The 24,619-nt window shown below is 40.4% G+C and carries 19 protein-coding genes; all 19 read left to right on the plus strand.

Going from position 1 to position 24,619, the window contains the following annotated elements; translation table 11 throughout:
• Window positions 1–10: 10 nt before the first annotated feature.
• The 19 genes from L4D20_RS03695 (at window position 11) to hsdR (ending at window position 24,591) form a co-directional block, all read left to right on the plus strand.
• Window positions 11–997 (plus strand): hypothetical protein, encoded by a 987-nt coding sequence (locus tag L4D20_RS03695; RefSeq protein ID WP_428800194.1) that lies wholly within the window; start codon window positions 11–13, stop codon window positions 995–997.
• Window positions 998–1,038: 41 nt separating this feature from the next.
• Complete coding sequence (locus L4D20_RS03700) at window positions 1,039–1,464, plus strand: hypothetical protein (RefSeq protein ID WP_428800195.1); 426 nt, start codon at window positions 1,039–1,041, stop codon at window positions 1,462–1,464.
• 296 nt (window positions 1,465–1,760) lie between these two features.
• Entirely contained in the window at window positions 1,761–1,919 is a 159-nt protein-coding gene (locus L4D20_RS03705) for a ribbon-helix-helix protein, CopG family (RefSeq protein WP_017036375.1), read from the plus strand.
• Between the two features lie 4 nt (window positions 1,920–1,923).
• Window positions 1,924–2,964: a COG3904 family protein gene (locus L4D20_RS03710; RefSeq protein WP_428800196.1), complete on the plus strand. Its 1,041-nt coding sequence runs from the start codon at window positions 1,924–1,926 to the stop codon at window positions 2,962–2,964.
• Window positions 2,961–4,415, plus strand: coding sequence for a hypothetical protein (locus tag L4D20_RS03715; protein ID WP_428800197.1), 1,455 nt, complete (start codon window positions 2,961–2,963; stop codon window positions 4,413–4,415). The genes L4D20_RS03710 and L4D20_RS03715 overlap by 4 nt, the downstream gene beginning before the upstream one ends.
• Window positions 4,345–5,052, plus strand: coding sequence for a hypothetical protein (locus L4D20_RS03720; RefSeq protein ID WP_428800198.1), 708 nt, complete (start codon window positions 4,345–4,347; stop codon window positions 5,050–5,052). Before L4D20_RS03715 ends, L4D20_RS03720 begins: the two co-directional genes overlap by 71 nt.
• Before the next feature lie 4 nt (window positions 5,053–5,056).
• Window positions 5,057–5,677: a hypothetical protein gene (locus L4D20_RS03725; protein WP_428800199.1), complete on the plus strand. Its 621-nt coding sequence runs from the start codon at window positions 5,057–5,059 to the stop codon at window positions 5,675–5,677.
• A gap of 9 nt (window positions 5,678–5,686) precedes the next feature.
• Window positions 5,687–7,603, plus strand: a complete 1,917-nt coding sequence (locus L4D20_RS03730; protein WP_428800200.1) for a hypothetical protein — start codon at window positions 5,687–5,689, stop codon at window positions 7,601–7,603.
• Window positions 7,604–7,605: 2 nt separating this feature from the next.
• A complete protein-coding gene (locus L4D20_RS03735; protein WP_428800201.1) occupies window positions 7,606–8,316 on the plus strand; it encodes an OmpA family protein in 711 nt (236 codons plus the stop codon).
• Complete coding sequence (locus L4D20_RS03740) at window positions 8,313–9,455, plus strand: HNH endonuclease (protein ID WP_428800202.1); 1,143 nt, start codon at window positions 8,313–8,315, stop codon at window positions 9,453–9,455. The genes L4D20_RS03735 and L4D20_RS03740 overlap by 4 nt, the downstream gene beginning before the upstream one ends.
• A complete protein-coding gene (locus tag L4D20_RS03745) occupies window positions 9,455–9,793 on the plus strand; it encodes a hypothetical protein (protein ID WP_428800203.1) in 339 nt (112 codons plus the stop codon). The genes L4D20_RS03740 and L4D20_RS03745 overlap by 1 nt, the downstream gene beginning before the upstream one ends.
• A gap of 7 nt (window positions 9,794–9,800) precedes the next feature.
• Window positions 9,801–12,053, plus strand: coding sequence for a hypothetical protein (locus L4D20_RS03750; RefSeq protein WP_428800204.1), 2,253 nt, complete (start codon window positions 9,801–9,803; stop codon window positions 12,051–12,053).
• The gene (locus L4D20_RS03755; protein WP_017034431.1) at window positions 12,053–12,712 is read left to right on the plus strand and encodes an OmpA family protein; all 660 of its coding nucleotides are present in this window, start codon (window positions 12,053–12,055) and stop codon (window positions 12,710–12,712) included. The genes L4D20_RS03750 and L4D20_RS03755 overlap by 1 nt, the downstream gene beginning before the upstream one ends.
• Complete coding sequence (locus tag L4D20_RS03760) at window positions 12,699–14,768, plus strand: EH signature domain-containing protein (protein ID WP_428800205.1); 2,070 nt, start codon at window positions 12,699–12,701, stop codon at window positions 14,766–14,768. Before L4D20_RS03755 ends, L4D20_RS03760 begins: the two co-directional genes overlap by 14 nt.
• A gap of 35 nt (window positions 14,769–14,803) precedes the next feature.
• Window positions 14,804–15,925 (plus strand): CRISPR-associated ring nuclease Csm6, encoded by a 1,122-nt coding sequence (gene csm6 / locus L4D20_RS03765; protein WP_428800206.1) that lies wholly within the window; start codon window positions 14,804–14,806, stop codon window positions 15,923–15,925.
• Between the two features lie 34 nt (window positions 15,926–15,959).
• The gene (locus tag L4D20_RS03770; RefSeq protein ID WP_428800207.1) at window positions 15,960–18,758 is read left to right on the plus strand and encodes an ATP-dependent DNA helicase; all 2,799 of its coding nucleotides are present in this window, start codon (window positions 15,960–15,962) and stop codon (window positions 18,756–18,758) included.
• Window positions 18,758–20,176, plus strand: coding sequence for a DUF7017 domain-containing protein (locus tag L4D20_RS03775; protein WP_428800208.1), 1,419 nt, complete (start codon window positions 18,758–18,760; stop codon window positions 20,174–20,176). Before L4D20_RS03770 ends, L4D20_RS03775 begins: the two co-directional genes overlap by 1 nt.
• A 109-nt stretch (window positions 20,177–20,285) precedes the next feature.
• Entirely contained in the window at window positions 20,286–20,816 is a 531-nt protein-coding gene (gene ssb, locus L4D20_RS03780; protein WP_428800209.1) for a single-stranded DNA-binding protein, read from the plus strand.
• 169 nt (window positions 20,817–20,985) lie between these two features.
• Window positions 20,986–24,591: a type I restriction-modification system endonuclease gene (gene hsdR / locus L4D20_RS03785; RefSeq protein WP_428800210.1), complete on the plus strand. Its 3,606-nt coding sequence runs from the start codon at window positions 20,986–20,988 to the stop codon at window positions 24,589–24,591.
• Window positions 24,592–24,619 lie beyond the last annotated feature (28 nt).

Below are 24,619 nucleotides of genomic sequence, written 5' to 3' on the forward strand. Positions count from 1 at the left end.
AGGCAATACTATGTGCAAGCAAGCGAGCTACAGCAAATACCAAAAACGTGCGATCAAATTTCTTAATGATCTACTGGGCACTCATACGCCTTTCTCTTATGAACGAACACAAACCAATCACCTTAAGGTGTTAATAGATGGTGTACCAAAGCCCATTTATACGGGTTGTACGCCATCAGATTACAAATCAATTAATCAGTTTATGGCAGAAGTGAAAAGGCAAATACGTTTGGCTAAACTGGATGATGACTCAGAGCTAGAACAGCCTAGTAAGAGTACAATCCAAAAAACGTTTAACCTAAGTTCGAATGACAAGCTAATCGACACCTGCATTAAGTCACTGCGCGTACGAATTCCTACCATGAAAACGCAGGAAGAAGTACGGGTTCTTGGTGAACTTGATGTGAATTGTGTGAAACCTTTACGAATTGATGCTGTGAAGCATGCCATCTCCATCGTACTGCAAAACAGAAAGCAGGGCGGTTACATCAAGCCAAAAGAGATGAAAGAGATTGAATCGGCCATTTTAAGGCATGTCAATTTTATGCTACCAACGCCTGCTTATTACTCTGAATTACTCCAAGGTAAAGAGAAGTACATTAAATCAGAGCTAGAAGATTCCAACATTGAGCTAGGCAGCAATTCGGAAGATGCACAATTAAACGAAATCAACGCCCCTGAACTACTGCTTAAAGATACGCAGCAAGAGCAACCGATCTTGAAAACTATGTTACGTGGTAACTCTGAATCCGTAGTAAGCAAAATTGAGCCTACCAAAGAAACTAAAAACTCTGCTCAGCAATTGGCGGTAATGAATAGTACGGATCGAGTTAGCCTATTACGTGGTTTAAACAAATCACAAGCACTGACCCTCATTGACGATATCAACCAGGCGTTAGCATTAAACCGAGAGCAGGATATCGAAAGTGTCATCTCACTAATTCGCGATAAAGATCTGCCTTTAGAGGCGATCATTTCACGAATGGAAGCGGCTTAGAAACGTTGAGTCGTCCCCTTAAAATGACAAAAGAGTAATTTATGAAAGTTCACCTACTAGCAATTAGCACTTTATTAGCATCTGCATTTGCTCTAGCAAAGCCTTCGTCAGAGATCTGTAATGTACTACCGGATCTATCTAACCAGGTCAATGCGCATATGCCACAAACTATTGATAGAGCGACACAAGTAATTACGACTCATGGTAATCAATTAAATTGTGATTTTATCTATATGATGGTTCTTGATTTAAAAGAGCTAGATAAAGAATTTGCGAAAGAAGGCTTTTCCAACGGTACGCAAAATCCCGAATTAATGAGAATCTATTGGGATGAGATGCAAGCTTTAATGAATAATCAATATCGAACATTACCTCTACTTAAAGCTTTCCGAGATGTAAATCTAAGGCCTATCTATGTCTACCAAGATCAGTTTGGCAACCACCTGAAACAGATACAAGTGTACTAAGCTGAGTCTTTATCGTATGCCATGTTGTTTATTGTTGTTTATATGATCTGGATCAATTACTTTTTTGTATGTGTAGTTAGAATGCATCATCTCGCACCATAGTGGTGCCATGTAGTGATAGTTTGTTTTTATGGTGTCTAGCGTCGAGCTCAGTTTTAGGCTTTACTGCTATCAGAAGTGATATTTAAGAATGGGTATCATTTCTAATAACGCATATTGGAATAACTGATATTCCAGATATAAAAAGAAACTTATTTATACTGCACCAGTTAGCACCATAGTAGTGAAAGGTAATAATGAGTAAACCACGTATAACAATTCGTTTTGATGAAGAAGTATTTGCAGAGATACAAAAGTTAGCAGAAGAGCAAGATAGAAGTATTAACTGGTTAGTTAACCGCTTATTAGCTGACTCTTTGAATACAACAGATGACACTAAAAATAGTGAAGCATAATATAATGTCAAATCATCGCGTGATTGCGTTTAGCCTATTGCCTTTAAGCCTGTTGTTTGGCTGTACGTCAGATTCTCATGTGACTCAGTCATCTGAGCTTATTACAACCAACAGTGGCCTAGCATCCTCAGTCAATGAACGTCGTGACGAGGTGCAGGAAGAAAGCAAGTTCGCTTCTAATCAAGACGTGCAAAATAAAACAAAGTTATCTACAGCAGATACTCTGACTTTGGAGCACGAGAGCCCAAATGAGCGTAGCCTTGAAGATGAACAAAGCCCCAAAACTGAAAAACAGCCAGAGACAAATAATGTATCTAATTCACCTTTAGGGCCAGAAAGCGAGAAGGGGAATGAAAAGAAACCTAATATCGAAAGTAATACTGTTACTGAAGAGAAACCTCAGGCGAGTGAAGGGGTAAAAGAACCCGATTTTCACCCTCCCTTCGAAGAGGTCGAAAAGGCTAAATTACCCAAAACGTTACCAAGTATCCAAGCCCCTGAGCATTTAGAACATCCACTATCAGCAAGTATGGATATTATGTTTTTGCTTGGTGAAGATTCGAAGGGTTACTACTTATACGGCGAAGGTAAAATAGCAGAAGGTACCTTTCAAAAGTTTATACGCTATGTTGACCACTATAAACACCGCAATATTGAGCTAGATCGAATTATGATCCATAGCCCTGGTGGTCTGATGCATGAGGCAATGCTTATAGGTCGTTTTATGCAAGAAAATAATTGGAGCTCAGATAGTGACAAGCACATGCGTTGTTACTCCGCGTGTGGGTTCATTTTTGCGTCAGGCACAACTAAAAGAATGCAGTCTGGTGCTGAGGTAGGCTTTCATCGACCTTATCTTCCCCAAATAGAAGATACGCCTGAAATTATTTCAGCCATGTATGAAAGGTATATGCCATTTTGGAAAGAGATCGATGGCGACCCTACACTATTTAATAAGTTTATGAAAAATTACGGTCGGGATGACATGTTAATCTTAACTACGGAAGATGCTAATGATTACTTAACGGTAGATATTTATAAATGATTGAAAAAGCAAATAAGCATAATGATGACATGTTGATCCAAATAATGTTGTTCATATTAGGTGCTCTAATCGTATGGTTTAATATACTTGGCTACGATATTTTATTTCCTAACGACGATTTCTCGATAAACCCTTTCTCCGCACTCCTGTTTTTTACTGAAGCTGCGGTATTGGTTTGGACTTCTCAGGTAATCAAAAACTGGTATACGACAAGTCGCTTACTAAAGATGATGATATTCATTTTGGTGCCAGCATTTTGGTTTTTATGTTATTCAGGGATTAACAGTTACCTTAACTCGCTAGCGACAAGTGAGATTAGTACTGTTGAGAGTGAAATTGTCATCAATGATAATCGTAACGAGCTAATAAATAGCTTAGAAGTACGCCGAGGAAATATATCGGGAGAGCTCTCGAATCTAAGATCTTCAAATCAACGTATTGATATATCACTATCAGAAAGTAATCAAAAAATATCTGAACTAAGTACTAAATCGAGCGACAGACGTTTAACCCAACTTGATTGTAATGCTGTTGAAGATTGTCGAGTTTCGGTTGAAAACTATCAACAGCAAATCGATACACTTTCACATAACATGGAGGTTCACCAAAAAGATAAAGAAGGTAACAGTGAGCGTATACGTAGACTCGAAAGTGAACTTATTGATATCGATAGTAGAGTATCAGGTATGGAGCTTGAAATTGTAGAGTCACGAAATAGCTATGCTGGCACTGAAACATCGTTTAACCAAAAGAAAGAAGTGTATGAGAGCATAGTATTACAAGTGTCATCTTGGTTTGGCCTAACACCTAGTAACCCGTTTGGTGTATTCGTGTCGTTTATTTCTATGATTATTTACCCTGTGTATTTTATTCTGAATTTGTTGGTAAGCCTTAATACCGAAGAGCATAAAGAAATTAGAAGAGCTAAGAAAGACAAAAAGACAAAGCAAAAGGACTATCGATTAGCATTTTATAATCGCATGATTAAATATTTTCGAGTATGGGCACATCGTAGAACAAAAACCGTTGAAGTAGATAAAATTGTTGAAGTTCCTGTCGAAGTTGAAAAAGAAGTCGAACGAATTGTAGAAGTGCCTGTTGAAGTTGAAGTAGATAAAATTATTGAAGTCGAAAAAATAGTTAATGTAGAAGTTGAAGTAGTAAAAGAAGTCGAAAAAATAGTTGAAATAGAGAAAGAAGTCGAAAAAATTGTCGAGAAAATCGTAGAAGTTCCTGTAGAGATAGAAGTACCTGTATATATCGACAAAATTCATAAAGTTAGTGAACCGATGATAATTAAAGAACCACAGATTATTATTCACGAACGAATTGTCCCAATCCCAGAAGATATTACAGCAAACGAGCTAGAGGAATTATTAAATGCAAAGCCTGGATCTGACGAAACTTCAAGAGTGGAACAGACTGAAATGGAAACGAGTTCAGCAGCGTAAACAACACGAGACGGAACTAGAAGAAATTGAACAGGAAACTGAGCGTTTAAAGCAGCTGTTGGAAAGTGAAAAATTAGTAAGCGATATCGCAGATGCAAAAACAGATCAAAGTACTGCAACGCTAAGTGATGAACATGCTGAAGCAATATCAGCGCTTCATGCTCAGCAGCGTTTAGCGATTGAGCAAGAGAAACTTAAAGCGATGCAGTATGAAGCTGATTCAAAACTGCGTGATTTAGAAAGAGCCGAAGAAAGACTGAACTCGAAAGCGAAAGAGCGCCGTTGGCGTACAAAACAAAAGCGAGCGGCATTTTGGCTAAACCAATTACTGAAAGCATTTGTCCTATTACTTATTGCGGCACTTTTAGCTATTGGTGTATATCGAGCTTATCGCTGGGCTACTGAAGAGCCGTTAATTAAGGAAGTATTAACAGAAGTTGAAGTTGAAAAAATCATTGAAAAAGAAGTCGAAGTTGAAACTATTGTTGAGAAAGAAGTTGAAATCATTCCTGACGAGTGTACTCAAATACGAAGAAATGGGCAGATCTTTATAGATTGTGACGGCACCAAAATAGATGGTGTTAATACAATCGGTGATTCTGGCATTACAGATGTACCTGAGTTGCTAGGAGACTGACGACGTGGAAAATGTTGATACGCAATTAATGGCTTTGCTGTCAGATCCGTTGTTCAATTTAGCAGACATATTTCGACCTGAACATTCGATATCAATTTTCCATCGTCAATGGGGCAAAGGGGAGGTACTCAACGTTATCTCTAGACCCCTTGGTGGTTTTTACATAGATATTGAGTACTCAAATCATGTAAAAACCATATTGTCGACTTCATTGTCTGGGTATCTGATTAAAAATATTTCGATAGATTGTAATTTTCTTGAGATGTATTTAGGAAGAAATGTAAGTCAAGAAAATGTCCCTGTACCTTCCCTACAAAGTAAGGGGAGTGTTGAGAATCATATTATTAGTACTAGCACAGCTAGAGCTTCAGACAGTGAAGAAGAGCAATTAAGTAATTATATAAAGATTTTCCATCGTATTGGAGCATCTCAGTTACATGAGGTTAACCAGTACATTGAACAGAAAAATAAATGGAACGACTTTCACTTACTTAGGTCGAAAAACACCCATGCGAATGGATCTACAGTGAACGGAATAGCTCCAAAGCACTATAAGTACTGCTGTGAAGAACTGGGTATAAACGCGGGAAACGGAACCCCATTAACTAACTACAAACTTTGGTAAAAATAAATAATGTCAGATTTCATCGCTTCTATGATCGCCGCTTACACCGCAGCCGCCATATCGGATCTATTCATACTAATCATCATGGCAGTATTCGGCTTGGGGTTATTTTTTAGTTATAAATCGGCCTATTCCGGCTTTGTGGCTAGCTGCCCAAATCTACTGACATCGTTAGGTATTCTAGGAACATTCACTGGTATCGTTGTTGGATTAATGGAGTTTGACCCCGCGAATATTGATGACTCAATAACTTTGTTGCTGGCTGGCCTGAAGACGGCTTTTTTAACAAGTTTAGTTGGTATGTTTCTATCTATCTTGTTTAAAGGGATAAATGGTCTTCTTACACGAACTGATGCGGAAGTAATTGAAGATGTTGGGCCAAGTGAAATTTACAATGTGATGAATGCACAACTTGAATCAACAAAGCAGTTAGTTAGTTCAATTCAAGGTACAGAAGATTCGTCGTTAACTTCTCAAATCAAAAACTTGCGTACCGATATTAATGACGGAAATCGAAATGTCATAGCGCAATTAAAGCAAAAAGAAGTAAATGATGAACAGTTTGCTAATCAACTATGGAACAAGATGAATGAGTTTGGAGAATTGTTATCAAAGTCAGCTACTGAACAAGTGATCAACGCTTTAAAAGAAGTGATTGTAGAGTTTAATGACAAGCTCACTGAACAATTCGGTGAAAACTTTAAGCGCCTTGACGAATCAGTTAAGAAGCTAGTGGAATGGCAAGAGAATTACCGATTACAACTAGAAGATATGTCGACAAAATATCAGTTAGGTGTAGATGCGATTAGCTCTACAGAGAAGTCTGTTGCTAGCATTAATGAACGTGCAGAAACTATACCAGCAACTATGGAAAAGCTGCATGAAGTAATGGAGCTTGGTCATGGTCAAGTAACAGAGTTAGAAGAGCGGATGAAAGGCTTCTCTGAGCTTAGAGATAAAGCTGTAGAGGCAATGCCAGAAATCAAACAACAGCTTGACTCTACAATGTCAACAATTGATACATCTGTTAAAGCCGCATCCGATCATTACGAAAAAATGCTCAAAGAATCACAGGGCATAATTGATAGCTTTAGCACTACAGCAACAGATAGTGTTGAAAATATGCGCACTAATATAGAAACAGGTGTTGATAATTTGAATCAACGTTTCAGTGAAGGTGCTGATAATTTAACGGCTAACTTGGATAGCAAAACTGTTGAAATCTCTACTGCTTTAGCGACTGCATCAGAACAGTTTGCAAAAACAACCGATGACAGTATGTCAGCGATGCGATCTAACCTTGAGTCTGGTGCGCAGGAAATCTCTACTCAACTGACGCAAAGTGCTCATGATATTGGAGGTAAACTGGTCGAAGCTTCTTCCGATATCCAAGAGCAAGTAGGAACAGCAACCGGTGGTCTAAGTAATGTAACTAGTCATCTAACCGATACTACTGAACAGATTCGCCAACACTTAGAAGATTCAATCACAGAGTTAAATGGCCAATTGCGCGTTCTAGTTGCGGATATTAAAGAAGATTCGCGAGAGACGGGTAAGGTACTGAAAGAAGCAAACCAAGAGTTATTATCCAGCACTCGTGACATTCAATCTGAAACAACTGCGGCATTCACCAAGCTTCAGGACCGTTTAGAGACGACTCTAGAAGACGTCTTCCAAGTCCAAGCACAAGCGGTTCGTCGAACCTTTGATAGTTTAGAAGATCAAATTACCGAATCTGTAGGGCGTACAGGAAGCGCTGTTGAGAAACAGGTCGAAGTTCTGGACTTACAAATGCAGCAAGAAATAAACCGCACAATGAGTGAAATGGGTGAAGCGTTAGCTACTGTAACTCAACAGTTTACTCGTGACTACCGTCAGCTTGTGCATGAAATGTCGAATGTTGTGAACACCAAAATGGCTAGCTAATAATGGAAAGAGTAATAGGCAAAAGCAGCTCTAAAAGTGATGGCGGAGAGCACTGGCTCTCTGTATCCGACTTAATGGCTGGGTTAATGATGGTCTTCCTTTTTATTTCTGTTGCCTTGATGCGTGATGCAATGCAGGAAAGGGATAAAATTAAAGAAGTAGCTGAAACTTATCAGCAGACCCAGCAAGCAATTTATATTGCTTTGCTTGAGGAGTTTGCGAAAGATTTAGATACTTGGGGAGCTGAGATTGATAGGGATACACTAAGTGTCAACTTTACAGCTCCTGAGGTTTTATTCGCTAATGGCCGTGCGAACTTAACGAGTCAGTTTCAAATGATACTGGATGACTTCTTTCCACGTTATCTCGATACATTAGATAACTTTAAGCCAATTATTCAAGAGATTAAGATTGAAGGTCATACATCAAGTCGCTGGAATCATGACTCAAGCGATAACGAAGCATACTTCAATAATATGCGCTTATCCCAATCGAGAACAAGGGCCGTATTAAGCTATACAATGGCATTAGACGCCGTTAAAAATCAGCATTACGATTGGGTGAAAAGTAACGTCGCGGCAGTAGGGTATTCATCCTCAAAACTAATCCTTACAAACGAAGGAAGAGAGGACGAGCAGCGCTCTAGACGAGTCTCGTTTCGTATTGTAACAAACGCAGAAGAACAGATTCTTAAGATTTTAGGTGCCGAATGAAATTAACCGTTAATTTTGGCAGCCTAATTAAAGCTGTGGATCAAATGGAGCCTGATGAAAAAGGGGACTTTCTCCTTGAATTTCAAGAGACTTCGATTGATAAAATTGATCTAGAGCTTGCTGAAGGTAAAGACGTTGAATTAAAAGACGTAGACGTCGATTCTGGCTTACTCAGCTACAAGGGTCGCCAGGTTCTTCTATATATCAAGGATCATGGTGGTAATGCGCAGTCAGTGATAAACACACCAGGAACAGGTAATCGTTATCATGTATCGGACTGTAGTACCCTCAAAAAAATGAGAGCAGAAGGTAGATTTGAAAGGTATGTAGCAACCAATGACATTTCTGGCGAATTTACAATCTCAGGTAGTAAAGGTTATTTAGGGAGTTCAGTTGAAGGGAAGGCTAAGCTTAAAGTCTGCCAAAACTGCCTTACCCAGCTAAATTATAAAAGTTGGACAACTGGAGGTAACCGAGGCGAAATTTTATCAAACTTTAATATGGCTGAGTTTTTTCAAACGTACAGCTCATTCTTTCCTCATATGCCATCGAGGAAGTCTGATAATGCAGAAACAGATTATACCGACGACTGGGCGAAAGTTTCTTCTCATTACCGAGTAGAGCAAGACTTTCAATGTGAAGAGTGTAAAGTCAATATGCGCTCAAACAGAGCGTTGCTTCATGTACACCACATCAATGGTGTTAAACCAGACAACAGCATTAACAACCTGAAAGCACTTTGTATCGATTGTCATAGTAAGCAGCCATTTCATTCGCACATGGCATTAAGGCACTCTGAACGTCAATTAATCAACCAACTTCGAAAAGAGCAAGGCTTACTAGAAAATGTTGATGGGTGGTCGGAACTATTTGGCTTCGCTGACCCTGGTGTTCATGGTGTATTGCATGCATGTAAAAGGCAGAACTTCAAGCTTCCCGAAGTTGCATATTACGTAAGAGATGAATTTGATGATCTTATATCCAAGGTCGAATTAGCGTGGCCAGATGTGAAATTTGGCGTTGCAATATCCAATTTAGATATTGAAGAAGCGAACGAGTGTGGATGGGATATCGTGAGTGTTAATGACTTTCTTGAAGGATACAAAACTAATGCAAATCATCTTAGGAAGGGGTGGTGATGAACGTACGCATAGACAAATTATTAGAGAGAATAATCACGGTTAACCACGCATGGAAGTTGTCACGTGAGGAGTTTGGTCAGTCTTTTTGTGCAACCAAATCGTTCAGGTGGACCAAATCATCATTGCAAGCCACGTTGCTTCGAGAGTTTCCGAGAGAAACTTCTCTGAAAGTGGCTAGCGACAATGATAGTCACGATGGGTTGATGTATAGCGTCAGATTAGTTGATCCGATCGTCGTCAATGGTGTCGTTCGCAGCGATGCTGAACACCTTCCCGGATTTATCGCGGAACAGATTTTTACCCCAGAAGAAATTACCTTATTACTAGCTCGTTGAGATCACTATGTCACCAATACTGTCAATAATTACATCCTCGATCGCGTTCATTAGCACAGAGATGATCGTCTCTGCTATTTTGATGATTTTTGCGTTCTCTTTCTATAGAAGCATTCTTGATCAAAGGAGTAATAAGTTTTTCCTTAATGAGCTATCTAAAACTGCTGATAAACAGCAAGGTGGCCTTTTTAAAATTGACGAGTTGACTCAATCTCAACGAGATTGGTTAATGACCCATCTACTTATTAATGAAAAACACAGCGAAACCATTTCCGTTGAGATGAAAGGTGACCTCTTGGTTTCCAAATCCTCACTAAATGCGATGCTACCTCATGTAGACCAAAGCAAATACAAGTTGATCCCCGCAATCTTAACAAGCATAGGTATTACAGGAACATTTATTGGTATTACCCTAGGGTTAAGCGAATTCTCGATGGGGGGCGGCTCAAAAGAGCTATTGTCAACAGCGATGCAGCTGCTCGAGGGCATGAATACAGCGTTCTATACTTCTTTGGTCGGTCTACTATGCTCTGCAATGTTTATGATTTGGATGAAAATTTCGTCTCATACATTAAACACAACCCAAGAGTATTTCGCACAACACTTAGCCCACAACTACGTTGAGGTAAGTGCGATTGATTACCTAAAAAACCTATCTAATGATGGTCAGCAAGGCGTAATTGAAGCACAGCATCGTTCTGCTCTAGCAATGGAACAGCTAGGTAGTAACATGGCTACGATGATGTCAAAATTTGAGTCGTTAGCAAATGGCTTTAACTCAAAGGATATCGCTGATGCAGTTTCTGGGGCGGTAACCCACTCTATTGAAAAAGAGCTAGCGCCCGTACTTACCCAGGTTAGAGATGAACTAACGTCGCTTAGAGATATAAAAGAACAAAACCAAAAAGAGCTACTTCAAGAAATAATCTCTGAAATGAAGACTGAACTAATCACACCGGTTGTAGTAGAGCTAGAGAAAACATCCGAGGCTGTGACAGCGAGTAATAAAGTTTCTGAAGAGCTAAACAAAAATGTAGAACAAGTAATTTCAAGTACTGCAAATACAGTCGAAACCATTAACGAGTTCCAAAAAGAGACTATGGTTAAACTTCAGGAGTTTGCCGGTTCATTGAAGACGATTCTTTCTAGCTTTAAAGAAGACACTCAAGGCGCAATGTCAACGATTGCAACAGAAGTACAATCAATGTTAGAGGGCGCATCAACAGGGCTTGCGCAGCAAAGAGATGCGTTTGAAAGCAGTGCTACAAAAGCAGCGGATGCGTTTGAAGGCATTAAAAGCTCAATGGAGAGTGCGCTTGATGAAAGGCAAGTAAAAGAGAAATCATTATTCGATGGTGTAGAAAATCGAATTGATGAACTAATTAAAGGTTCTAGTGACGTATTCAAACAACAAACAGACTCTTTTGAAGCTAGCTCAGCAAGAGCTGCATCGGCATTTGAAGAGATCAAAACGTCAATGGACAGCGCACTAAATGAAAGACAAGCAAAAGAGAAAGTACTATTTGATGGTGTTGAAGCGCGAATTGACTCTTTGATTAAAGGTTCTAGTGACGCGTTTACAAAACAAACCGAAGTGTTGAAGACGGTCGGAGAAGAAGCTTCAACATTAATGACATCAGCTAAAGATGAATTACAAGCAGGCCTTGGAGACATTGACAGTAAAGTACAGTCGATGTCGACTACAGTACAAACCGAGTTAGAAGCATTCCGTCAACAGTATCAAGACAACTTAACGGCTTATTTCAAAGAGCAAAATGAACTACTAGAGTCAAATTTAGGGAAGCAGCGTGATGGGCTAAACGGCGTTGTAGACAATTTCCGTACTGTCTTTGAACAAGAGTATAAAACACGCCATAACCTATTAGCTGATTTGACAGCTCAACATGAGCACCTCCAAAAATCTGCAGAAACAGTTGAGCGCGTTGTTAAAGCCATAGGCCTCAATGAAGCATCAAAAATGGCCGAGCTTCAAGAAGCAGCACATACAATGAGCTTAGAAATTGCGAAGCTTAAGCGTGAATACGTAAATGCATCTAAAGCCTTCAGTGACGTAGCCAATGAACTACCAAAAGCTATGGATAGCTACTTCTCTCGAGCTAATGATAGCTTTGAAGTGTTCTTTAAAGACTTCGATGAATCAGCAAGTAAGATTCATAACAAATTATCACAAGCGGCAGGGTACCTAATTAACTCTCAAGTTCAACGTAAAGAGTTTGAGGCAGATGAGGTGAATGCTTAATGTCTATATTGCGTAGCAATCAGGCGAACAGCGAAACAGATGAGTCTGGGGTCTGGCTCTCTGTTGGTGACCTAATGTCTGTACTTTTGATGATTTTCGCATTGTTGTTAATCAGTGCGTTGGTACAAATTTCAGAGGTTCATGAAGAGAGCCAGAATACTAGAATAGTGATCATTAAAGATATTAACGATGCATTAGAAAGTGCGGGAATAGAAGTTAATGCTGACCCAAGCACCGGTGATATATCAATCATGGATTCGATCTTGTTTGATGTGAATGACTATCGATTGAAGTCTTCGGGTAAGCAGTTCTTAAATGAGTTTGTACCTATCTATACTAATGTAATTTTTCAAACGGAAGCGACTGCTGATGAAATATCGCGAATAGTCATCGAAGGGCACTCAAGCTCGGAAGGACTATTTGAGAGAAATATGTCTTTAAGTGTACTTCGAGCGAATAGCGTGTCGACGTACATTAGTAGTATGGAATTCAAAAACAAATCAGGATTTTTTGAAAAGGTGGCTATTTCAGGTCGTGGGCCTATTGAAGCGAATCAATCTAAAGCTGAACCAAGTGATCGTAAAGTGAAGTTTCGATTCCAATTTAGAGACGATGAGTTCCTTGGTTACTTTTCAGAGGTGAAACGTGTCAGCCAGTAACTTATTTGCCTTCGACTTACCGCGCGTACCGAATAATAATAGCGTTGAAGTTCTCTCATTTGATGAGTACTACGAAATGGCGATTGCTGATATGCCGTTGCCTCAATTTCCACCAAGAACCATGGCACAATTAGTTGCGCTCGTAGACCAAGATAAAGCTAGTGAAATTTCGGTACTAGAGTGGCTTGATATCATAGAAAATGATCATCATTGGCAAGAGTTAGACAAAGACCAAGAACTTGACGCCAGCCGGGCAATTTGGCTAGCGATCTGTACCAACGGTGTATTAGGTAATATTGCATTTTTTAAAGCAGGTTTAGCCGTTGAGGGTCAGCCAACAACTATGGTGAAACCTTTATTGGATTCAATGGACATAGTTAGTAGCGTTCCTGGACTAAACGTCATTACCCAACAAAAAATTGGCTGGATAACAGGCATCAAAGAATCCGATTGGTTAGGTCTTGCAAAGCAGTGCTATGTGAGCAAACAGTCTCCGGTTTATCGGGTTAAAAAGCTGATGATGCCCAATGCAAATTATTACGTTGATAATTTGGGTAAGTATTTAATTGATTGTGCGCCTGCTACTCTCACAAGTGATGATCAAATATGGTTGGAAAGTTGTTTTTATTCACTAAAAACGACTCAACAGCGAGTGGAGTATTGCCAACAAATACTAGCCAAATACAGCGCTAATCTTGTCAATGGGATTATAAAGTCACTTATAGAAGAACACTGCCTACCCAATAGCGAGCATTCTTTCTGGTATTACTTCGATCAGCCTTCCATAGATAGACTGAAAACACTCTTTAAGCTTTCTGATTACTATGAACTAAAGTCTTTAGTGACTCAGCTATGTAGTGATGAATGTTCGGCTCAGTTAAATATTACCGAGCAACAGATAAAACAGATGCGCGGTCGTACTGATTTTTGGTCTAACTATAGCAAGCAATTCGATCGTATTCGGGTTTTACTGCCTCAAGAGAGCAATGATGTATTAACAGGAGTAGGTGCTCGACTAACTAATCAGGTTGATGTTTACAAAAGCAATGACCTACAGAATGTTGAAGTGTTTATCTTCGCACTTGGAAAGCTCATTGTAGTTGAAGTGCTTAGAGGTGAACTGGGTGAAACGAGGTTCTATAAAAATAACAAATGGAATGCAGAGCGACTGTTTAGCGGAAGTTTCAATTCTATCGCAGAAATTAGAGAGCTTGCTCAGGTTGAAGTACATGATCATGTCTTAGCTTGGCAGTATTTCTGTGAAAAACTTCTACGTACTAAGTTTAAAGTCCTGCCAAATGAAAACACGAGTGCGTTTAAAGGGATGAGTAGGAAATTTGGTCAGTACTCTACGAAAACAGGTTTACCCAAGCCAGACACTCTAGCCTTAAATGATCGAGCTAGAATGCTTGAGGAATGGCTAGAGAAATTCTGGTCGTTTGAGTTCCAAACTACGAAGTACTCTACTACACCTGCCTCAAAGGAGAGCACCCAAACGTTAGCAAAAGCTCAGGTACAAAACCAACTGGGTGACGATGAGTCATACAAAGAACTACTTAGCGTAGCGTCTAAGCAAGGTAATACAGAAGCTATGTATCGTTATGGGGTTGCACTGGTTAAAGGAACAAACTCTGAGCGCAAAGAAGGTGAAAGAAATATACTTAAGAGTGCTCAAAAAGGGCATAAGTCTGCGGAAGACTTTATTCAAAAATTTGGTATATCAAAATATGCAGAGAAGATCGCTGTATTTAAAGAACAATCTATAGACATAAATAAAAGACGAAACTTTTGGATTGGCTTACATGAAACAAGAGGATGGATTGTCCTAGATAGAAATAGGCCTCAAGCATCGAAAGATCAGTTGAGGTTCATTCTTCCAAAGACTGGTGGGACATTTACTGAGCCTAAAGCTAATTGGAATCCACCAAGAATGGTGTTTGCACCAAATGTAATTGACACAGCATCTGATGAGCAGCTAGCTGAGCTAGAACAGATACTAGCTAAATATACTAAATTATTGGGCCGTCCAAATAGTAGATACTCTTCTCACAGGTAGGCTAATTAATAGGAACGATCTTTGATGGGCAAAACATGAAAAATATCCTACTCGCTACAACGGGCACAAGCCCTCAAGTTCTTACAGAAACGCTGTTTGCTATTCACCAAAGTGGCCGACCTTTTCCAGATGAAATCTACGTAATCACAACACGTAGTAGCAAGCCCGTACTAGAAAATGGCTTATTTCGAGATGGCCACTTTCAAACGCTACTAGATGAATACAACATGCCACCGGTTAAGTTTGATGAAAGCCATATCTGGCTCATTGAAGATGATAACGGAAACAGCATTGATGATGCCAAATCCATCGATGATCAAACCTACATGGCCGATTTCATCACTCACAAAGTGTATGAGCTGACTCAAGATGACAATGTTGCCATTCATGCCTCACTCGCTGGTGGACGTAAAACCATGGCATTTTACTTCGGCTACGCCATGTCTTTGTTTGGGCGAGAGCAAGATACCTTAAGCCACGTTTTTGTTGATGATGAATACGAATTCGTGCGTGATTTTTGGTACCCAACCAAGCAGCCTAAATGGGTAACAGGAAAGAATGGGCAGGGTGAAGTAGATGTAAGTAAAGCCAATATAACACTTGCTGAAATTCCGTTTGTACGTATGCGAAGCTCTGTTGATCCAAGCTTAATCTCTTCAATGGAAAAGTTCTCTTTTAGTCAAACCGTGGGAATGCTCAATGCCAGCCATAACGAAGACTTAAGCGTTACCATTCGAAAGAAAGCTAAGTTGATCTCTGTTGTTGGCGTAGACATTAAACTCACGGCAAAAGAATGTGCCTTTTATCTATGGTTACTGGAAAAAGAAGGTTCAGGAGTTTTAGTCGATAGAGATTTTGATTCAGATGGAACCTACAGCAAAGAGTTTTTAAATACCTATCTTGAGATAGCTAAAGACCCGCGCGTTTTTGATACTTTTAAAACAACGCCTGAAGATTTCAAAGATGGAGACTTTAGCTCGCTAGTCGGTATGGCTCGTGAGTTCTTACAACCGATATGCTCAACTATAAATCGTAAGCTTAAAAACGCACTGCCCTCGCAAACCTCAGATAAACTTGAAATTCAGTCACTATCAGAAGGCCATAACCAGCGTTACATCATCACCTTAAAAAACAATAATTGTAAAATTAGTCAGTAGGTTGACTAACTTAATTAGATATTCAGGCGGTTTTATGGCTAATTCTAACTTCTCTTTTATAGACTCAGAATACCCAAAATTAAGTAAACTCGGTAAACAAGCAGAAGCAAATATACATTGTGATCCTCAGACGGCTGCATTTAAGCTACGTGCATATTCGGAGTTGTTAGTAGGGTATATCTATCATCACTTGCAAATAGATCAACCTAGTGACTCTCTGCTGGAGCGCTTACAAAATCAAACTTTTCGACATGCAGTACCTCAAGAGATTCAAGGAAAGTTACATGCTATACGTAAACAGGGAAATAAGGCCGTTCATAACGAGCTTGAGCTTACTGTTCAAGACGCATTATGGCTCCTTGAAGAGGCCTACTTAGTTGGACGTTGGTTTATACAGACAATGCAAGGTAGCTATGTTTTTGTTCCCTCCTTTACCACACCAGAAAGTAATGATGATGCACTCAACAATCTACGTTTAAACAATAAGAAATTATTAGTTGAGGCGGGTGAACGAGCATCTGTCATTAAGCAGACAGAAAGAGAGTTAGAAGAGATAAAAAAGGAACTAGAACAAAGTCGAGCCGTCCAGTTGTCATTAGCGGAAGCTGAGCAGTCAATTAGACAATTTCAACGCTCGGGGAAAGATGCTGCAAACAGTTTTAATCTAAAGATGGAAGAAACTCGATCGAGAGTCTCTATTACAGAAGAGTTTTCCGATATTAAACTTACTGTAGACCAACAAAGAGCGCTTAGTTCTATAGACCAATTTATCCGTACGAGTGATTTAGATGCTTTTTTGTTACACGGCTACGCTGGAACAGGTAAAACATTTATTACAAAAGGGATCGTCAGCTATCTGACTAATCTTGGTCGTCATTGTGTATTGCTCTCGCCAACAGGTAAGGCTGCAAAAGTATTGACTGATAAGACCGGTCAAAGTGCATCAACTATACATAGTGAAATTTATGACTTTAGAGATGCCCACCTGAAGGATGAGAACGACGATCGCTTACCTGTTGCACCTGTTAAGCAGAATTTTGATAGTGAAGAAACCATATATATTGTTGATGAAGCGTCTATGGTGTCAGATAGCTATTCATTTACAGAAAGCCTTCAGTTTGGTTCGGGATACTTACTCAAAGATCTGGTTGACTATAGTAAAAAATCAATTGAAAACAATAATAGTAATGCTCGAAGAAAGATAATATTTATTGGTGACCACGCCCAATTACCTCCTGTAGGTATGAAAATCAGCCCTGCATTATCGAGTGAATATTTAGCAGAACATCATCACTTGAAATTAGCTGAGGAGACTCTCAGAGAAGTTGTAAGACAAAAATCTTCGAGCGGTGTGTTAGAAAATGCAACAACACTTAGAAATGCCATTGAAAGTGACGTTTTCAACCAGTTGAACTTTGTTTCAGAACAGGCGGATGTTGAATCAATTCAATCTTCAGAGATCGTTGATAGGTATATGCATCTGTGCGAAGGAAAGATCGCCAAAACGAAAGAAGTTATGGTTGTGGCATCGTCTAACCGTATTGTCGCAAGCTACAATTTACAATGCCGTCAGCGTTTCTTCCCTAATCAGCACGAGATATGTGTAGGTGACAAAGTAATCTCAGTTGCAAACCACTATCGAAATGACATAGATGTGACTAATGGTGATTTTGGTTTAGTCACACAAGTTTTACCTGGTATTGAAAGAAGAACAGTCACCTTTAGAAAAAAGGTCGATGGTAAAACCGAAAATGTAACAGTGGAATTAGCTTTCCGAGATGTAGAATTACTGTTTAGAAACAAGGCAAATGCCCCTCAACGGCTTAGAGCCAAAATCATGGAAAACTTGCTGTATAACGATGAGCCGTCATTGTCGGTGGATGAATCTCGCGCTCTCAACGTTGATTTTTTGAAGCGCAATAGCGGTTTAACACGTAAAGGTTTTGAAGAGCAGCTTAATCAAGCACGTAAGTCTGATAAGTATTTGAATGCATTTAAAGTAAAGTTTGGCTATGCCATTACCTGCCATAAAGCCCAGGGTAGTGAGTGGGAACATGTATTAGTTAACTGTAACTCTCATTTAAACTACCTTTGCAAAGACTATTTCAGATGGCTGTATACGGCGATTACTCGTACGTCAAAGGTGTTGTATGTAGTTGATGAACCGAAGATTAAGCTTGGAGGCGGCTCAACTATTGTAGGGGCAAATATTTTAGTTAAACAGACGGATTTCCATGACGAACTGGAAGATTTAGAAGTTGAAGAACTTCAGCGTTTTGACATATCAACTCAGGAGCCTCTGAAGATAGCGTTATTACGCAAAGTTAAATCCTGCCTAAAGAACTCGAATGTCGAAATTTTAGCGATTCACCATCATAACTACCAAGAGTTATATATTTTAAATTGCGGAGAGTCGAACGCAGAAGTTCAGTTTGCTTACAACGGTAAAAACAGGGTTTCCTCCGTGCAGGTTAGAGGCGGCAGCGCAATCCAAGAGGATCTTGAGTCTAGATTCAGCTCGATTAAAGGAAGTATATTTTCCGCGTCATCATTGACTACCACTGAAAGAGCGAGCTTTGATTTTGAGGAAGAATTTTTATCTGATTTTTATAATCGCGTATGTGAGGTCTTTAAACCACATAGCATTGAAATCGTAAATATTACTCAAAATCCATGGAATCAACGTTATACATTTTCTAAAAACCATGAAACAGCGGTTGTCGATTTCTATTACAACGGAAAACAGCAATTTAAGAAAGTGATGCCAATGCCAAACTTGAGTGGTTCTAAGGTCTTACTAAACACAGTCTTAGAAATTTGGAGTCACGCATAATGTCTGAGCAACCATTTCGAACGGTAACCAATCTACGAAAAGCGGGTCAACTACAAGAAGCTTGGAATCTAGGGTTTCAGGCTTTAGAGGTCAGCCCTAATGACGCATATTTAAAAGGTGCGTTATTTTGGGTTTGTTACGAGTACCTTAAGCAGCACCAAGAAAAAATATCAAGTCGAGCATCGTCTTCAGGAAACTTCAGGCCGAGTAACCATGAATTTGAACAGATAGAACGATTACTTCAAACCATTATGAATTTGGCGATACCAACAGGTGGGCTTGAATATAAAATGCTCCTTGTTCAGTTTCGAAAAAACTTAGAGTGGTTTCCTAGTTTGGTACATTGTGTTTTAAGGCATCAAGGGGCATTGTTTGATGACGATGCAATGCAGCCATTTCAGGCGGAAAAAGGCGAAGTACCAAGCTTAATGCTTTCCACGACAAGACAAGTAATAGCGGCATGGCTACGCGCTAGAGCGGAATGGCAGATAGAGTTACCCCGTGTCATTGAGTTGATCAAATTAACGAAGGAAAGGGTAGCTGATACTAAGCACCTAGTATGGCTTGATTACGATTTTGCCAAATGTTTGATCGTTACTAGCCAATTTGAACAGGCAAGGAGCTTAATATTACCAATACTAAGGAAAAAGCAAAAAGAGTCATGGGCATGGGGAGCTTTGGCTGCCACATACCGATTGGAAGACAAAGAACTAGCGATTAAGTTCTTCGCAAAAGGCATTGTTTCGGCGCATGACGTCACATTTAGCTTACGCCTATTGATTGGTATTGTTCCATTGTTGGTTGAAAAACAACAGATGATAGAGGCGTCAATGTGTGTAAAAACAGCGCTTTCGGCATATCAGTCAAATGGCTGGAAAATAAAACCTGAACTTGAGCGACTTTCTCAAAGCCAATGGTACGATCAAAACGCAAAGCACGAACAGCTTAATACCTACTTGAACTCAATGTGTGTTGATGCACTCGATTATTTACATGGTCCTGTAAAGAGGGTGATAGGCCTAGTTGAAAACATACATAAGTCGGAGAAAGGTTTCCATGCGTTCGTAAATAAATCAACTTCATACTCTGTTCGTTTGGGACTCCACAAAGGAAAAGGTAACCCCGATGTTGGTGGGTATGTGGAACTATCACTTTCAGAGAGAGACGGCGAAGTAGAAGTCGTGGCTTCAGTACCTTGTAAAGAGGTTATTATTGAAGATGTTTCCCACGTCGAGGGGCAATTAAGAGTTGCTCCTAAGGGTTTTGGATTTATCGAAGATACATTTGTTCCAGCCTTTGTCATTGGCGATATTCCTGAGCAAACTAATGTGAAAGCACTACGGGTTATGACGTGGGATAAGGTGAAGTCCCGCTATAGCTGGAAAGCGATAAAACTTACCCCTACAGTAATAATCTAATAGACCGTTTGAGGCGACGTGAACTCACAAGCTTGTAAAACCGAACCCGAGCCAAGATAGGCATATAATTTGTTAACTAATATATGGTCGCAGTTTCAAAGGAAATAAAATGGCGAGTCGCGGTGTAAATAAAGTTATTTTGGTTGGTAACTTAGGGCAGAGCCCAGAAATGAAAACATTTTCCAACGGGGAGCAAGTAGCACAACTCAGTGTCGCTACTTCTGAAAGCTGGAAAGACAAAAACACGGGGCAAATGCGTGAAAAGAGTGAGTGGCATCGTGTTTCTGTGTTTGGGAATTCAGCGAGCTATATTGAACAATTTGCTCAAAAAGGGAGCCAGGTCTATTTGGAAGGTCAACTGCAAACACGCAAATGGCAAGATCAAAATGGACAAGACCGTTACACAACTGAAGTGGTGGTACGCTGGCCAGTGGGGTCTATTCAAATAGTTGGCCGTTCAGGTAACGGTAACACTTCGAAACAGCAAGTAGATAACGCACCACAATTTAGACCCGATCCATCTGTCCCTATTTCATCTGCAACAGGGCTTAGTCAAACCCCTAATCAGGGCGAGTCGATTTCTTCAAATATGAATACGGCTCCTAACTGGGATGACATGGATGATGATATCCCATTTTAGAAGCTGATTGAACTTAGCCTAAGCTTTTGGGTTTAGGCTACCCAAAAATCCTTATATTATTGACAAACTTCAATAATATTAACGGAATAACTAATATTCCTTAGCTATCAACTCATATTACAAACAGAATACTGTATACTCCGACGAGGCAAAAAGTTTAGGAGCAACCATGCAAGAGTCCAACTTCGAGTTTTTACGACCTACTAGTCAAAATATGTTTAATGCACTGTTATCTGCAGAGCAAAATCTTCATAACGATCCCAATATCACGCTAGTAAAACTGAGAATGTTTGGCGAGATGTGTGCTCAATCTCTTGCTACGAGCATGAACTTACCGATCCCTAAACAACAAATCGACGTAATTGATGCCTTAAAGTTTACTAACCAGATTAATGCTGACTTAATCTCTGCTTTTCATCGAATTCGGGTTTTAGGCAATAAAGCTGCACATGACAATCATAATGATTCTAATGATGCGAAGTTAGCAATAAGGCTTGCTCACCATATTTCATTTTGGTACCACAAACTGGTCTCAGAACAATTTATGCTGAAAAAACCTGAATTTGTAGAGCCTACACCAATCGATAATACCCTTGCTAACGAAGAGCTAGCAGCGCTTCGAAAAGAGCTTTCGATCTTACGCGAAAAATCAGCAAGTACAGATGAAGCTCTAAAGCACAAAGAGAGTAAAGTCGTAGATTATCAAGGTTATATTGCGCTTCTTGAAAGTCAGCAAACAGAAACTGAACAACAAGCTAAACAAAGAATCGCAGCACTAGAATCCGAACTATCTAAGCAAAAAGAGCAATTCGAAGGGTTAAATAAAGAACAACAGACTGCGAAAGTCCACGAGTTCACAAATAAAGCCAAGAAGACTAAATTTGAACTCACTGAAGCCGAAACCCGCTTCATTATTGACGGTCAACTTCGCCAAGCTGGCTGGGAAGCGGACAGCGACAAACTAACGTTCAGTAATGGCACGCGCCCGCAGCCAGGTAGGAACATGGCGATTGCTGAATGGGTTATAGATGCTGATCAACATAAAGCTGATTATGTCCTCTTCATAGGTTTACAGCCCATCGCCATTGTAGAAGCCAAGAAAAAAGCTCTCAGTGTGCAAGACGCGCTGCCTCAAGCAAAATACTATGCCGATAATTTCAATTACCAAGAACATGCGGATAACAACGAACTGGTATTCGTTGGCGGAAACGTTGAAAGCTCGGCGACAGACACCACAAAAAGCACCACTAAGAAAAAGCGCCCAACGCTGAGTTTAAATAAAGTCGCAGAAGAGACGAAAACAACCTATCAAACCTCCAAATCATCAGCAGCTAATAGCGACCTAAGAGAGCAAGACAAGCTAAAGCCGATCTCTTTCCTCTACAGTGCTAATGGCCGTGAATACTTACAACAGGTAAAAAGCCAAAGCGGAATTTGGTGTGCGAATGCAGATGGTACGAAACAACACGTATTAAGTGCCTTCCATTCACCGCAAGACATACAAGCTAAGCTGTGTAAAAACAGAAAGAAATCGCTTGAGTGGTTGGAAGCTCACGACAAAAAAGAGCTCGACCTATTCAAACCGTCTGAGCTTGCCGTTGATGCCATTGAAGATGCAATCGAAGCAGGGCAAGAGAACCTACTCGTCGCCATGGCAACAGGTACAGGTAAAACCCGTGTCGCAGGGGCAACCATGTACCGCTTGCTCACCTCCGGTTTGTGCCGCAACGCCTTGTTCTTAGTTGATAGACGTTCATTGGGCACGCAAGCAGTGAACTCGTTTAAAGAGTATCGTATTCGCCAAATGCCATTGGCAGATCACTATAACCTCTATGAGTTGGGTGAAAAAACTGACCAAGCAGGCGATAAACCGTGGATCCAAATTGCCACAGTACAATCGCTTTCACTAATGCTACAAAGCGAGAATAACCCGCTTACTCCAGGTATGTACGACTGCATTATTGTTGATGAAGCACACCGTGGCTACAACGAAGATGCCGAACAAACCGAAGGCGAAATGCTGTTTAGAGATCAAGCAGAATACCAATCGAAATACCGCCAAGTGATCGACTACTTTGATGCATTGAAAATCGGCTTAACTGCAACGCCTGCAACCAACACCATGAAAATTTTTGGTAAACCTATTTACGAATATCGCTTCAATCAAGCGGTATTAGATGGACGTCTAGTGGACCAAGAGCCGCCAATCATCATAGATACAGAATTGACCCAACAGGGGGTTCAATTTGATAAAGGTGCAACCGTTGAGCAGCTAGTCGATGGTGAGATCATTGAAGGCGTGTTGCCAGAAGAACTGAATATTGATATCTCAGGCTTTAACCGAAAAGTGCTGGTTCCAGAATTTAATCGAGCAGTGTGTAACGCACTACCAGAATATATCGATCCCACACAGGCCGCCAAAACACTGGTTTTCTGTGTCAACGATATTCACGCTGACGAAGTAGTAAACATGCTGCGTGACACCTATCGAGAAACACTGGGGGACGAGGTCGACGACGCAATCATCAAGATCACGGGTAAATCTGCCAGTGGTGACAGCAAACAGATCGAATCACTCATTACGCGTTATCGTAAAGAGAGGCTACCCAATATCGTGGTAACGGTTGACCTGTTAACTACAGGTATCGACGTTCGCCCAATCAGCAATCTTGTATTCTTGCGCCAAGTGAAAAGCCGGATCCTCTACGAGCAGATGAAAGGCCGCGCCACGCGTACCTGTGATGAAATAAACAAGCAGACGTTCAGAATATTCGATGCGGTGAATCTCACTGAAACCATTGAACGTCTTGGGGCAGATAACCTAATGAAGCCTGTTGTGACCAAGCCAAACCTGAGCTTAGAACAGCTAGTCGAAGAGATGGCAAATCCAGATGCCAACGATCACACCCAAGATGACGGCAACAGCTTTGCCCAGCAATCGTTAGACGCGCTTACTGTGAAACTGAGCCGAACACTGAAAAAGGCCGACAAGCTCAAACTTGAAAAAGAGGGCGTTGCCGCTGAGCTAAACCAGTTAGATGCACTCGTGGCTGATAACTTCCCAGAATTAGAAAGTGCTAAACAACTGCCTAAACATCTGTATCAGCTAGGGCCAAAAGCCGCCGCAGAGGCGATAAAAAACAACCCGTGGATACTTAACCGCGAGCCAGCCATGCGCCAAGCGATAAACTTTGGAGAAAGAGCCCCGCTCATCTACTCAGGAGATGTAGGTGAAGTAACCGTCACACAAAACTGGGGTGGCTATGAAAAACCAGAAGAGTATTTAGCAGCGTTTGAACGCTTTGTACAAGAGAACCAAAACAAAGTGACCGCTTTAGACACCGTAGTGAATCGCCCCCGCGATCTCACCAAGGCTGATCTGGTTTCTCTTCTAAGTAAAATGGAAACGAAACAGTTTAACGAACAAACCTTGTTACAAGCACGTAAAGCCGCCAAACAAGAAGACGTTGCTGCGCGAATTATCGGCTTAATTCGCCAAGCCGCTATCGGTAGCCCGTTAATTCCGTTTGAAGAGCGATTAACCAACGCTCAAGAAGTTATATCTACGCGTTATAAGCTTACGAAAAATCAAAATCGTTGGCTTAAGCGTATAGTGAATCAAATGCGTGAAGATCTGGTATTAAACGACGATTCGTTTAAAGTAGGCACCCTGCGCACTAAAGGTGGAAAGCCACAGGCTGATGAGGATTTGAATGGTCAGCTAGAGCAAATAATGAAGGACTTAGTCGACGCAACCTGGGGTGAGTCGGCTTAGCCTTCACCCATAGCTTACATCTTAAGCG

Origin of the sequence: Vibrio kyushuensis (assembly GCF_050337325.1) — a bacterium.
GTDB classification, from domain to species: Bacteria; Pseudomonadota; Gammaproteobacteria; order Enterobacterales; family Vibrionaceae; genus Vibrio; species Vibrio kyushuensis.